Raw genomic sequence first — 14,448 nt, forward strand, 5'->3', positions numbered from 1 at the left:
GGGCTCTGAGTATTAAAAAGGTTTGTAACTAATGCGTGTTGTTTTTCCAGTACTGGCTATTTTAATTGCCTTGGCGTTACTAATTCCTGGTGTAACCCAGCCTGTGCTCACCCTAGAAGGAAAAATCGATAAATCTAAGCTTGCCAAAACAGGTATTGAAATGATTGCCGATGAAGGCGATCGCAATACCCGTAGCGTGTTAATGATGGCTTCAAGCATGTTGGGGCTTGATAAGCTCGAAGGTGAAATAGATGCCTACAAAAAAACACGCAGCATTTGGGGCACCGTGAATGAGCTCGCCAATAACAAAAATTACCTTGTTGCCGCGCTTGTTGCAGTGTTCTCGATTGTTATTCCCACTTTAAAACTCCTGATGCAATTGCTTTATTGTTTTTTACCTGCGAATAGATTTAAGCATTTGCTCGGTCAACTCATACAGGGCCTAAGTAAATGGAGCATGGTCGATGTGTTTGTGATTGCATTAATCGTGTCTTATTTGGCTGGTAATGCCGATGGGCAAATGGGCGAGCTAATCAAAATGCATGCCGAACTGGGGGATGGATTTTGGTATTTTACTGGCTATTGCCTGTTTGCTATTGCTGCCAGCAGTAACATAAAAATAGATAAGCCCTTGTCGAGCGCGTAAATTTTGGGCTACAATTTGGGCAATTAATTTTTAAGGTATGATGATGACGCGACTTTCAAGCTACTTATTGATAGCTATGATGCTGCTCACTTTTGTGGGTCAGTCAATTGCGTCTGTTGCTATGGTGTGTGATATGCCACATGCCAGTATGCAGATGGATCATCATGCTAATATGAGTGCTGACAGCGACATGAGTGATATGGATTGTTGCCATGAAGACGTAATGGATAACAGCGATTGTGCGTGTCCGTTCAATGCCTGTACAGCTCATTCGCTCCTGCCGTTAAATGATTTAGTTGTTAAATCAATTAAGCAATCAGAAAAAGTCACCGTGTTAGGCGCCAGCCAGCTTAGTTTCCACGCAAGTTCTTTATATCGTCCACCTATTACTGCTTAAGCAGGATAGGTCTGTCTAAAATTCAGTAAAACGCTGAAATACTCCTTATTCTGCACCCAAAATCTATTGTTTTTTAACCATTTTTAAGATTTTTGGAGCATGTGATGATTCACAGCAAATTGATTAAGGCGCTTTCTCTAGGCGCAGTATTGATAACCTCAAGTTTAGTGAAAGCAGAGCCATTGGCGCTCAATCAGGTGATTGATTATGCATTGACTCACGAGCCTTGGTTACAGGCAAATAAATACCAGCAACAGGCGATAGAAGCGCAAAGCATTGCGGCAGGTACCTTGCCAGATCCAGTGTTAACCGTTGGACTCATGAACTTACCAACCGATGGCTTTGCCTTTGACCAAGAGGGTATGACGCAATTCAAAGTGGGCTTGTCACAACAATTTAGCCGAGGTGATAGTCTTGCCTTACAGCAACAAGCTTTAAAACAATCGGCTGAACAATACCCTTGGCTAAGAGCTGACCGCCAAGCACAGATTAAAGCCATTGTTAGCGAAGCATGGCTAAATGCCTATCGCGCACAAAAAAGCATTCAACTGATCAGCCAAGATAAAGCCTTATTTAATCAGCTTATTGATATTACAGAAGCAAGCTATGCCAATACACTTGGTGCGACTCGCCAGCAGGATATTATTCGCGCCCAGCTAGAGCTGACTCGGCTTGAAGATAAGCTGGTGATGTTAGAGCAACAGTTTGATAGTGCAAAAAAACGACTAGCACAATGGCTACCTATTGAAATGCTAAACGGTGCAGTGAGCGATGAAAATACCAAGGTGACCGCAGTAATGGCTTATCAAGAGCTTGCGCCATCGGGGGTGACTGAAGTGCTGATGAATCACCCGGCAATTATTGCTATTGATCATGCTATGCGTGCCAAAAACACCCAAGTGAAAGTGGCTAAAGAAGCGTATAAGCCGCAATTTGGTATGAACCTAGGCTATGGCTATCGTGATGATACCCCGATGGGTGACTCTCGCGCTGACTTATTCTCTATTGGGGTAAGTGTTGATTTACCGCTGTTTACTGATAACCGTCAAGATCAACAAGTTAATGCCGCAATAGCTAATGCCGAGGCGGTAAAAACCAACAAACTTATTACCCTACAAAAACTGCAAGGTCAGTATTTTAAAGAGCTTAGCCAACTAAGCCGACTTGCTCAGCGCAAAGCACTATATCAACAGCAGCTTTTACCGCAAATGGCGGAGCAAGCCGAAGCGACTTTAAATGCTTACACCAACGATGATGGTGACTTTTCAGAAGTGATGCGTGCACGCATCAGCGAACTTAACGCAAAAATTGATGCATTGAATATCGAAATAGACAAACAAATAACCCTCGCTCGCCTTAACTATTACGCAGCAGCAAAAGATAACCAAATAAATGCAGCACAAAGCCAAGGAGCTACCAATGAATAATACAGTGAAATTAGTTATCGCCTTGGCGGTAGGTGCGGCATTGGCAACGGCTTTAAATAAACTAGCTGAGCCAGATCATGAAGCTATGCCAAGCGCTGAGAAAAAGCCCTTATATTGGGTGGCGCCTATGGACAGTAATTACCGCCGTGATGAACCGGGTTTATCGCCAATGGGTATGGAATTAGTCCCCGTTTATGAGGAGCAAAGTAGCGCTGAAGACAGCCCTGGTACTGTGAGAATCTCACCAGCAGTCGTTAATAACTTAGGGGTAAGAACAGCGCCCGTAAGGTTTAAATCATTACAAACGACGGTTGATACGGTTGGTTATGTGCAATACGACCAAGACCAACTCGTGCATATTCACCCTCGTGTCGAAGGTTGGATAGAAACCTTATATGTAAAAGCTGCAGGTGACCAAGTTAAGCAAGGCGAGCCACTTTATACCTTGTATTCTCCACAGCTAGTGAATGCACAAGAAGAGCTATTGCTTGCCCTTAAACGTAACAATGCAGTGCTTATACGTGCCGCAAAAGCACGCTTAGCCTCACTGAATGTTTCTGACGATTTTATTACCCAATTAGAGCAAAGCCAAAAGGTCAGACAAAACATTACCTTTTATGCCAAGCAAAGTGGCGTATTGGATGAGTTAAATATCCGCGAAGGTTTCTTTGTGAAACCGGGCACAACCATGATGAGTATTGCTCACCTAGAAGAAGTGTGGGTTGAGGCTGAAGTTTTTGAGCGTCAAGCAGGGCTAATTCATAAAGGCTTGCCAGTTACTATGAGCTTAGATTACTTACCGGGTAAGCGCTGGCAAGGCAAGGTCGATTATATTTACCCAACCCTTGATGAGAAAAACCGTACCCTTCGCGTGCGATTACGTTTTGCTAACCAAGATGGCTTACTAAAACCAAATATGTTTGCTGAAGTGAGTATTACTACCAAGCCGACTGAGCCGCAATTAGTGATAGCAAAAGAAGCGGTGATCCGCACCGGTACCCAAGACCGTGTGGTGATTGATTTAGGTGAAGGGCGTTTTAAATCAGTGGCTGTGACGCTAGGTCGTAGTGATAATCATGATGTCGAAATTTTATCAGGCTTATTGAAAGACGATAACGTAGTGGTTTCAGCGCAGTTCTTAATAGATTCCGAATCAAGTAAGAGTTCTGACTTTATGCGTATGCAAGAGCCAGATAGTGACAGCGCAATGGTCAATGGCGTGATCAACAGTATTGACCGTGAAGCCCGCACAGCCGTGATCAGTCGTGAGGCTATCCCTAAGTGGGGACGCGAGGCTGCAACTATGGAATTTCATTTTTCGCCGCGTATCGATATGTCTAGTTTACAAAGTGATGATGAAGTGCATTTTACCTTTAAGTTGGTAGACGGTGAGTTTGTGATTTTTGACATCATGACCATGAGCCACCCTATGCAAGGAGAAATGCAATGATAGCTGCCGTGATCCGTTGGTCAGTCGGTAATCGCTTCTTTGTATTACTGCTGTCTTTAATGTTGGCGGGCTTTGGGATTTTTTCTTTAAAGAATACCCCAGTTGATGCCTTGCCTGACTTATCTGATGTACAGGTTATTGTAAAAACGTCTTACCCAGGACAAGCGCCTCAAGTGGTGCAAGATCAAGTAACGTTTCCTATCACTACAGCCATGTTGTCGGTGCCGGGTGCTGAAACGGTAAGGGGCTTTTCGTTTTTTGGTGACTCTTATGTATACGTTATTTTTAACGAAGACACCGACCTTTATTGGGCCCGTAGTCGGGTGCAAGAGTATTTGAGTCAAGTAAGTGCTCGCTTACCAGATTCAGCAAGGCCTGAACTTGGCCCTGATGCAACAGGTGTGGGTTGGATTTACTTGTATGCGCTGGTGGATAAAACCGGTAAGCACGATATTAGTCAGCTACGCAGCCTGCAAGATTGGTTTTTAAAGTTTGAGCTGCAAACGGTGCCGGGTGTATCAGAAGTAGCGTCTGTTGGTGGTATGGTTAAGCAGTATCAGGTGAATGTCGACCCCGATAAATTGCGTGCTTATGGTATTCCGCTGAGTTTAATTCAAACAGCAATTAAGCAAGGTAACCAAGAGCGTGGTGCCTCAGTGGTCGAAATGGCTGAAGCTGAATACATGGTATCAAGCACAGGTTATATTAAAAGTGTCGCAGATTTAGAAGCCATTCCGCTGGGTACTAATGCCAATGGCACGCCACTGCAATTACGTGATGTGGCTGATATAAAACTTGGGCCGCAAATGCGCCGTGGTATTGCCGAACTAAACGGCGAGGGTGAAGTAACTGGTGGTGTGGTTGTGATGCGCTTTGGAGAAAACGCCGAAGCAACCATTAAACTCGTAAAAGAAAAGCTAGAGTCGCTCAAAAAAGGCCTGCCAGAGGGGGTTGAAATCATCCCTGTGTACGACCGCTCAAACCTTATTACCCAAGCGCTTGATAACTTAAGCTCAAAGTTAATTGAAGAATTAATTGTCGTGGCCTTAGTGTGTGTCGTGTTTTTATTCCATATACGCTCATCGATCGTAGCCATTATCACGTTGCCAATGGGTATTTTAACGGCTTTTGTGGTGATGTATTGGCAAGGTATAAACGCCAATATCATGTCGCTTGGCGGGATAGCGATTGCCATTGGTGCAATGACCGATGGCGCTATCGTGATGATAGAAAATATGCATAAGCATATGGAGAAAACCCCACTGACCGATGAAAATCGTTGGCAAGTGGTGATGGACTCAGCCGCAGAAGTCGGGCCCGCGTTATTCTTTAGTTTATTGATCATCACTGTCAGCTTTATGCCGGTGTTTATTCTTGAAGCACAAGAAGGGCGAATGTTCTCGCCACTGGCTTATACAAAAACCTATGCGATGGCAGCTTCGGCTGGTTTAGCGATTACACTGGTGCCGGTATTAATGGGCTACTTTATTCGCGGTAAGGTTATTTCGGAGCAGAAAAACCCTGTAAACCGCATATTAGTGGCAGCCTATAAACCCTTGTTAAATGCGGTATTAAAAGTACCGAAAACAACATTGGTACTGGCATTAGTGTTGGCTGCTATTGGCTTTTACCCGGTTAATAAAATTGGTAGTGAGTTTATTCCTCCCCTTGATGAGGGCGACTTAATGTATATGCCAACTACTTACCCAGGTATTTCAATAGGTAAGGCCCGTGAAATCTTACAGCAGACCGATAAGCTAATTGCCAGTGTGCCAGAGGTTGAGTCGGTATTTGGTAAAGTAGGTCGAGCGGATACTGCAACAGATCCTGCGCCGCTGACCATGATCGAAACCTTTATTCAGTTAAAGCCAAAGTCACAGTGGCGCGAGGGTATGACAACCGAGAAACTGAAAAAAGAGCTCGATAATCTGGTTAAGTTCCCAGGGCTTACCAATGCGTGGGTTATGCCAATCAAAACCCGAATCGACATGCTTGCCACTGGTATTAAAACGCCTGTGGGGATCAAAGTAGCAGGGCCAAAGCTGAGTGAAATTCAAAAAATCGGTGAGCAAATTGAAGTCATCTTAAAAGATTTACCGGGCACGGCTTCGGTTTACTCTGAGCGTGTTGCCGGTGGTCGCTACATCAAAGTCGATATCAACCGTGAAAAAGCAGCACGGTACGGTTTAAACATTGCTGATGTACAACAGGTTGTTGCCACCGCTATCGGTGGTATGAATGTGACCGAAACGGTTGAAGGGCAAGAGCGTTACCCGGTTAACTTGCGCTACCCGCAAGATTATCGTGACTCGCCAGAAGAACTTAAGTTGTTACCAATAGTGACACCAAACGGACTGCGTATTGCATTGGCTGATGTTGCCCAAGTCTTTATCGAAGATGGCCCGCCGGGTATTAAAAGTGAAAATGCACGTATTAATGGCTGGAGCTTAATCGACATTGAAGGCAGTGATATCGGCAGTTATGTTGAGCGTGCGCAACAAGCGCTGCATGAGCAACTTGAGCTACCTGCTGGTTACTCAATTACGTGGGCGGGGCAATATGAATATATGGAGCGCGCAAAAGCCAAACTCAGTTATGTATTGCCACTCACTTTGGCAATCATTGTGGTGCTGTTATATCTCAATTTTAGAAGCTTTATTGAGGTGGCAATGATCATGCTGACCTTACCGCTTGCCATGATAGGCGGTATTTGGCTGATGTACCTTGAAGGTTTTAACTTCTCGGTTGCTGTTGGGGTTGGTTTTATTGCCTTAGCTGGAGTTGCCGTAGAAATAGGCGTAATTATGCTGGTTTATCTCAACCAAGCTTATCAAGATGCGAAAGCGCAATCAGCACAGTTTACGGTTACAGAACTGCGCCAAGCAATCATCAATGGTGCGGGCCTTCGGGTTAGACCAGTGATGATGACAGTCGCCACTATTATCATAGGGTTATTGCCAGTGCTTTATGGCACTGGAACGGGCAGTGAGGTGATGAGCAGAATAGCCGCGCCTATGGTCGGCGGGATGCTCAGTGCCATAGTTTTAACACTACTAGTGTTACCTGCGCTTTATTTTATATGGCGTAAACGCCATCTATAAATTTTACAGTCAGTGTGTAACTTGTACGCTTTTACTTACTGCAAGTTACACGTTTTATTTTAAGTGCTTGAAAATTAATGGGTTTATTGCTGGTGTGATTTATGCAGAGTCATATTAAATTGATTTTGATAAGGAATGCACATGCAAGTTAAAACAATACAACAAGTTTATGATTGGACCGTGTTATTTCATACTCAAATGGCAGCCAATTTCCACAGTGTTAAAGACTTACTGGACGAGCATAATCAAATGCTGGTGGACTATTATCTGCAATATGAGAAGAAACTAGCAGAAGATCTCGTTGGCTTTAAAGCCATTACAGAAATAAACACGCTAGATACCTATTGCTATGAGTATTTTGCTGAAAACCCAGAGCTAATTACTTTTAACGATATCAGCACAGATCAGCAAATTGATGAAAAGGCGATTCAGGTTTACTTAACCACGCAACACCAAAAAGTAATCGACTTATACGAGTACTTGGTATCGCGAGCTGATACAGAGCAAAGCAAAGAAAAGCTCGAACGTTTACTTGAGCTTGAACATCAAGGCCTTAAGCAAATGATGCAAAGCTCAAATCGCCATATGGATATGTAATCGATTAATTTATTAATCTATTAATCCGCTTAATGAAAATCGAGTAAGAATCCGACTTTTTTAAGGTATTTTTGCTCTTGCTGTAAGTCAGCTAAAAGCAAGGTATGTTCTTTAAGCCACTTATTGTGAAACTTTAAGAACATACTATTTTGCTTGGCTGTTACCTCAAGTTTAAAACCTTGATCGGTAATACGCTTTTGATTCAGTAGTACCGCTAAGCGCAAAATCACAATAAGCTGCAATATTTCATAATGCTGCATGGTATGCAGTGCCGGAAACTCTTCTAAACGAATTTTTTTCCGATAAAAACGGATCATGCAACTAAGCAAGGTTTGTTGTTGCTGCGTAAAGCCTGGTAATTGGCTATTCGCAACGATATACGCACTGTGCCTATGTATCCCTGATGAATTAACCCCTAAGCCAATTTCATGCAGTTGCGCGGCCCAATCTAGCAAGTTGATGTAGTCAGGATCGGTAAGTTGCCATGCCTCTTTTACTTGTTCAAACAGCCACTTTGCAGTTGTCGAGACGCGGTTAGCATGCTCTTTATCTATGGCGTTACGCTCAGATAGGTTCGCTATGGTATTAGTGCGAATATCTTTGTGGGCGAGCTTTTGCTGCATTTCATGTAGCAGGCCTTCACGAAGTGAAAAGTCGCTGTATTGCAACGCTTCGATTTTAAACAGCCTAAATATCGCAATTAAAATAGCTAAACCACCACAAATACTCACTTGCCGCTCAGGTGTAAGACCTTCAATTTGTAGCGCTTTTATTTGTTTAGCTGCAATAAACTGAGTTTTTAGTTCTAATAATCGCTCTAATGTAATCAGTTCTTGCTCGGCATCGTTAGCGTTGATCATAGCAAGGATAGATTTAATTGTGCCTGATGTTCCCACCACTGATTGCCAGCCAGCCGATAAGTAGTTGGCAAAAATCACTTCGAGTTCTTGCTCTGCGCGAACTTCAGCTTTGGCAAATCGCTTAGCAGTGATTTGTCCATCTGCAAAAAACTGCTTGGTGTAACTAACACAGCCCATATTGCGGCTAGTAAGTAGCTTGTGCTTAAAGTGTTTGCCAATGATGAGTTCGGTACTGCCGCCGCCGATATCAATGACTAAGCGGTTTTCATCGTGATGAATGTAATGGGCAACACCTTGGTAAATTAAGCGCGCTTCCTCCTGCCCCGATATTACTTCGATTGGGTAAGGAAACACTTTACTTGCTTGGGTTAAGAACGAATGAATATTTTTAGCGCGGCGTAATGTGTAAGTTGCCGCCACTTTGACATTCTCAAGGGGGAAGTCCTGCAAGGTAGTAGCAAACTGCTTAAGAATCGCCAGCGCGCGTTCGATTGCTTCTTGGCTTAAATGATTTTTATCATCTAAACCGTCAGCTAAGTAAACGCGCTGTTTTTCTTTATGTAAGATTTGCAAAGAGCCATCGACCTCTCTTGCCACCACTAAATGAAAACTATTTGAGCCTAAATCAACGGCAGCAATTGAGGGATAATCATTCATTATTATAGTTACTTTCCCATTTCTTAAGGTGGTCATAAATGGCAATTTGCGAGCGAATTTTTTTACGATTGCCACGGCGCACATAGCTGTTTTTTTGTTCGCTATCGATTATGCGCGCTTTTGATCTATCTTTAAACTGTAGCTCAAGAATATCAATAATAAGCTGTTTTAATTTTTCATCATAAATCGGTGTGGCTACTTCAACACGGTGATCAAGATTTCGGGTCATCCAGTCTGCCGATGAAATATACACTTTTTCGTCGCCATTATTATGAAACACCATCACCCGAGGGTGCTCTAAAAAGCGGTCAACAATGCTAATAATGCGAATATTTTCGTTAACGGCAGAGGGCACTAACGAACACATGCCACGCACAATAATGCGAATTTTCACACCGCGTCTTGCGGCAAAGTAGAGGTGATCAACCAGCTCTTTATCAACAAGGTTGTTTATTTTTAGCGTAATTCGACCAGCCTTACCATGTTCTACATTGGTTATTTCAGCATCAATTAGCGACATAATAGTTTGTCTTGCGTTGACTGGCGAAATCATCAAATGATCAAATTGAAATGGCTTATAGCTGCTTTCGATAAACTTAAACACACTATCGCACTCTTCACTAATGCCCTCAAACTTGGTGAATAAGCTAAAGTCAGTGTAGATTTTGGCGGTTTTTTCGTGGAAGTTACCCGTGCCTATATGGGCATATTTCACTATGTTGTTCTTTTCTTTACGGTGAATAACGCATAACTTACTGTGCACTTTCAACGCAGGAATACCAAAGATCACTTTAACACCAGCATTGCTTAGGGTTTTTGCCCATTCAATATTGTTTTGTTCATCAAAACGCGCTTTCAGCTCAACCATAACGGTTACGTGTTTGCCATTTTTTGCTGCATTAATAAGCGTAGAGACAAGTCGAGACTGGCTCGCAACGCGATAAATATTGACCTTAATTTGGGTTACATCTGGGTCAAAAGCAGCTTGGCGTACAAACTCAAGTAAATGATTAAAGGTGTGATAAGGGTAATACAGTAAAATATCTTGCTCTGAAATGGCATCAAACACACTTGAGTGATTGTTAAAAGCTGTACTTTGTAATGCAGGCAGTGGTTTGTTTTCTAAATACTGGCGGCCAACATTCGGAAACGCAATAAAATCGCGGAAATTACGGTAACGACCGCCGGGGATCAGCGCATCATGTTGGCTTATATTAAGGCGCTTTTTCATCACTTTAAGCATCTCAGCTGGCATGCTCTCGTCATAAACAAGGCGCACAGGCTCTGCAGAAATACGTTGTTTTAGACCTTTTGACATTTTATCGAGCAAGCCTTCTTCAAGCTCGTCATCTAAATTGTATTCGGCATCACGGGTCAATTTGATGGCATAACATTGAATATCATCAAAGCTAAAAAAGCTGCTAAACACATCGCGAATAAAGTAGGCGATGATGTCATCTAGCATCACAATGGTTTTGTGACGGCGCGTTTTCTCTGGTGGCAAAATAACAAATCGAGATACGCGGTCGGTTGGTACTTCCATCATGGCATAATGACTTTTTTGGTTAGTCATCTCGACAAACAAATAGGTCATGGTGTCGTTGATTTGATCTGAGTAGTCTTTCTTTTCAGAGAGTAAAATCGGCAATATGTGTTGCAGCACATTGTCGTGGAAGAATTTTTTCAGCCAACTCAAGTGAAATTCAGATAGCTCCTCAGGTAACTCAACGTGAATATTGTGCTCGTTTAAGTCATTTAAAATGTCTTTATGAATTTGGTTAAACTTTTTACCAAGCTGCAGCACCTTACTTTGGATCTGATGAAGTAGTATTTCGTCTTCTTCAAAGTTCGCATCAGGAATTTTATTAAGTAAAATTCGACGTTTTACATCGGCAACACGAACACGGAAAAACTCATCCATGTTGTTTGAGTAAATACCTAAAAAGCGCATGCGCTCAATAATCGGGTTAGATTTATCTTTAGCTTCTTGCAGCACGCGTTCATTAAAAGACAGCCAACTTAGCTCTTTGGCAAAGTAGTTAACGGCTTGAGAAGAAGAGTGTGATGCGTTCATCTGGTTTTCCAACGTTTATAGCTAGTTAGAATATAGAGGATGCAGATGACGTTTGTATGACGTTAACGTCATACATGTCAGTTATGTGACATGTATGTCGTTAATTTTAAAGCTTAGTTTAAGTTTAAATATCCCTATAAACTTGCTTGTTATGCGTCCTCAATATCAACAATCAGGTCTGTGGTGATAGACTCAAGTGCAGTGATTACTTCGTCTTTGTTCATGCCTATTGGCAAAGCAACGGTGGCAACAGCACTAAAAATTGGCACACCCCAGTTTGGTGCACTTTGTTGTTTCGAATTTAGGTGAGTGATATTCGCCCCTTTGTGACGAATAACGCTGGCAAGCTCTTGCACAATGCCAGGTCTGTCGTTGCCAGTAATGACAAAATTGATTTGTTCAGATTTTTCTTCTGAAAGTGTTTCGGCGCCGCGTTCAATTCTGATTTCTAAATACGGCAAACTATGCAATGCGTCTTGCAGCTCTTGCAGGTGCTCTTCAGGTACTGCTGCCTCAATGATCCCTGCAAAGTGACCTGCAAGGTGGCTCAAATTACTGCTTAACCAGTTACCATGATGGTTTAAAATTGTGGCTGAAAGGTCTTCAACTAGGCCGGGTTTGTCTGGCCCCAAAATAGTAATTACTAACTGCTTCATACTTATATCTCTGTAAAAATGCCTCTGAAAAATGCAATAAAAGGAAGGAGGCGTTGGTTAAAAATGATTCTTATTGTCGAAAAAAATAAGTCATCTTGAGTATTGATGCAGTTTTATTGTTTGTCCAATTTTTTCCATATAGTTATAAAAAATTAGTTATAACAGTTTGTTAGGTTGTGAATTTGGTCGTTATAAATATGCAGAGCAATGTCGCAATTTGGTCATTTTTTAACTTTAAAATACGTCCCTGAAATACTCGCTTTATTACACTGAATTATGACGTTTGTAACATTACTGTCATCTTGGTGAAATATAATGCGCGCAACGTTAAGATTTAAGGGTGTTTTGATGACTTCCAATCCGAATAAACCTACCTTTCATACGGATAGAAGCCGTCTATTTAAAGACAGGTTTGCCAAGTGGGGTATTTCCGCAGGTGGCGTAATGGTGCTAGTAGCACTGCTACTTATATTCTTTTACCTTCTTTATGTTGTTCAACCTATTTTTGAGTCAGCAAAAGTAGATACACGTAACAGTGTAAAACTACAAAATGCGTCAGAAGTTGTGGGTCTTGGCATTGAAGAACAAACCGAAATTGCCTTTTTACTCGGTGAAAAAGGTAATGTGGACTTTTACAATGTTGAAAAAGAGCAATTTGGTAAAAAGATCACCACCCTTAATACAGAATTACCAAGCGATGTAAGCAGCTTCGCAAGCTCTGCACCGTTTCAGGGGCAATACGCATACGGCCTAGAAAATGGCTCTGTGGTTGTGGTTGCGCCAAAATTCTTAGTGACATTCCCGAACAATCAACGCAAGTTAACACCACGCTTAGATTACCCGTTGGGTGATATGGCGCTTGAAGTTGATGAGCAAGGTGCGGCAATCACTAAATTTGCATTTAGCCACTACGAAGATAAAACAGCTGTTGTTGCTTTAACGGCTGACAAGCGCGTTATATTCAGCAGCTTTGTGGGTGAAGAAAACATGTTCACCGGCGAAGTAGAGTGGGTTGTTGAGCGTACTGAGCTTGATATCGAAGGTCGTGTTGATGAGCTATTAATCTCACCAGATACAACACGTACATTCGTGCGTTCAGCAAATCAAATTTACGTATATGATACCCGTTACCCTTCTGAAGTTGAGCAAATTCAACTGCTTGCAGCTAACGAAGAAAACGCGAACCTAGTTTCAACTCAGCTATTGGCTGGTGCCAACTCACTGATGCTTGCTAACGATAATGGCGAAGTTTCACAGTGGTTTGAAGTAAACACTGAAAATGGCCGTGAGTTCCAAAAGATTCGTGCATTTGAAACCAGCAAGCAATCGAAACTAAACATTTTCACCGAGTTCTACCGTCGTACCTTCTTCACAGCAGGCGCTAACGGTGAGCTAGGCATTTATTACACAACTAGCGATGCTAAACTGTGGCAAGGTAAAGTAAGCGAAGGTCCAATTCAAAACTTTGCAATAGCGCCACGTTCAAATGCGGCACTTATTCTTGCTGATGACGCGCTAAAAGTAATTGAAATTCATAACGAGCACCCAGAAGTAACTTGGTCTGCGTTGTGGCAAGAGGTATGGTACGAAGGTTACCCAGAGCCGGGCTACATTTGGCAGTCAACGTCTGCAAGTGATGACTTTGAATCTAAGTTCTCATTAGTGCCAATTTCATTCGGTACGATTAAAGCGGCAATGTACGCAATGTTATTTGCGGTACCAATTGCGCTTTCAGCCGCAATTTACACGGCGTACTTTATGTCGAGTGAATTACGTAAAGTGGTTAAGCCGACTGTAGAAATCATGGAAGCATTACCAACGGTAATCCTAGGTTTCTTAGCGGGTCTTTGGTTAGCACCATTAATTGAAGAGCATTTACCTGCGATTATTGGATTATTGGTGTTGCTACCAATCGCTATTTTATTAACGGCTTTTGGCTGGAACAAGCTACCGGCGTCAATTCGTCACCGTATTCCTGAAGGTTCGCACTCAATTTTACTTATTCCAGTGGTTATTTTCATCGGCTGGTTATCGTTTGCGATGAGTAACTCAATTGAGCTTTGGATGTTTGACGGCAATGTGCGTCAGTACTTAACCAATGAACTGGGTATGACGTTTGACCAACGTAACTCACTAGTTGTTGGTATTGCGATGGGCTTTGCTGTTATCCCGACTATCTTCTCAATTGCTGAAGATGCGGTATTCAGTGTTCCTAAGCACTTATCAAACGGTTCATTAGCACTAGGTGCAACACAATGGCAAACATTGGTTCGCGTAGTATTACTAACAGCAAGCCCAGGTATCTTCTCAGCAGTAATGATGGGTCTAGGCCGTGCTGTAGGTGAAACAATGATTGTACTAATGGCAACAGGTAATACACCTATTATGGACTGGAGTATCTTCCAGGGTATGAGAACACTTGCAGCGAATATCGCGGTAGAAATGCCTGAGTCTGAGGTAGGTAGCTCGCATTATCGCATTCTATTCTTAGCAGCATTTGTATTATTCATATTCACATTCATTTTCAACACAGTGGCTGAGTTTGTTCGACAGCAACTGCGTGATAAATACAGTTCAATGTAG

At 42.5% G+C, this 14,448-nt stretch carries 10 protein-coding genes; 7 read left to right on the forward strand and 3 right to left on the reverse strand.

All coding sequences use genetic code 11. The annotated features are described in order from the left end of the window. Positions 1 to 31 precede the first annotated feature (31 nt). The 6 genes from AN213_RS14620 to AN213_RS14645 all read left to right on the forward strand — a co-directional run bounded on the left by AN213_RS14620 (position 32) and on the right by AN213_RS14645 (position 7,618). Positions 32 to 646 (forward strand): paraquat-inducible protein A, encoded by a 615-nt coding sequence (locus AN213_RS14620; protein ID WP_055020900.1) that lies wholly within the window; start codon positions 32 to 34, stop codon positions 644 to 646. 43 nt (positions 647 to 689) lie between these two features. Further along, positions 690 to 1,043 carry a hypothetical protein gene (locus tag AN213_RS14625; protein WP_055020901.1) on the forward strand — a complete coding sequence of 118 codons (354 nt, stop codon included), beginning with the start codon at positions 690 to 692 and terminating at the stop codon, positions 1,041 to 1,043. A 104-nt stretch (positions 1,044 to 1,147) separates the two neighbouring features. After that, positions 1,148 to 2,470: a TolC family protein gene (locus AN213_RS14630; RefSeq protein WP_055020902.1), complete on the forward strand. Its 1,323-nt coding sequence runs from the start codon at positions 1,148 to 1,150 to the stop codon at positions 2,468 to 2,470. Then, a complete protein-coding gene (locus tag AN213_RS14635) occupies positions 2,463 to 3,920 on the forward strand; it encodes an efflux RND transporter periplasmic adaptor subunit (protein WP_055198964.1) in 1,458 nt (485 codons plus the stop codon). The genes AN213_RS14630 and AN213_RS14635 overlap by 8 nt, the downstream gene beginning before the upstream one ends. After that, positions 3,917 to 7,021 carry an efflux RND transporter permease subunit gene (locus AN213_RS14640; protein ID WP_055198965.1) on the forward strand — a complete coding sequence of 1,035 codons (3,105 nt, stop codon included), beginning with the start codon at positions 3,917 to 3,919 and terminating at the stop codon, positions 7,019 to 7,021. The genes AN213_RS14635 and AN213_RS14640 overlap by 4 nt, the downstream gene beginning before the upstream one ends. Before the next feature lie 141 nt (positions 7,022 to 7,162). Then, positions 7,163 to 7,618, forward strand: a complete 456-nt coding sequence (locus AN213_RS14645; protein WP_054563522.1) for a hypothetical protein — start codon at positions 7,163 to 7,165, stop codon at positions 7,616 to 7,618. A 29-nt stretch (positions 7,619 to 7,647) separates the two neighbouring features. Here the strand turns inward: AN213_RS14645 and ppx are convergent, their stop codons facing one another. The 3 genes from ppx to AN213_RS14660 form a co-directional block, all read right to left on the reverse strand. Next, the gene (ppx, locus tag AN213_RS14650) at positions 7,648 to 9,135 is read right to left on the reverse strand and encodes an exopolyphosphatase (protein ID WP_055198966.1); all 1,488 of its coding nucleotides are present in this window, start codon (positions 9,133 to 9,135) and stop codon (positions 7,648 to 7,650) included. Further along, positions 9,128 to 11,209, reverse strand: a complete 2,082-nt coding sequence (gene ppk1, locus AN213_RS14655; RefSeq protein ID WP_055198967.1) for a polyphosphate kinase 1 — start codon at positions 11,207 to 11,209, stop codon at positions 9,128 to 9,130. The genes ppx and ppk1 overlap by 8 nt, the downstream gene beginning before the upstream one ends. Before the next feature lie 149 nt (positions 11,210 to 11,358). Continuing rightward, the gene (locus AN213_RS14660; protein WP_054563525.1) at positions 11,359 to 11,865 is read right to left on the reverse strand and encodes a glycine cleavage system protein R; all 507 of its coding nucleotides are present in this window, start codon (positions 11,863 to 11,865) and stop codon (positions 11,359 to 11,361) included. Positions 11,866 to 12,213: 348 nt separating this feature from the next. Between AN213_RS14660 and AN213_RS14665 the strand changes: the two genes are divergently transcribed. Beyond that, the gene (locus AN213_RS14665; protein WP_054563526.1) at positions 12,214 to 14,448 is read left to right on the forward strand and encodes an ABC transporter permease subunit; all 2,235 of its coding nucleotides are present in this window, start codon (positions 12,214 to 12,216) and stop codon (positions 14,446 to 14,448) included.

Source organism: Pseudoalteromonas sp. P1-8 (assembly GCF_001399985.1).
In the GTDB taxonomy this organism is placed as follows: Bacteria; Pseudomonadota; Gammaproteobacteria; order Enterobacterales; family Alteromonadaceae; genus Pseudoalteromonas.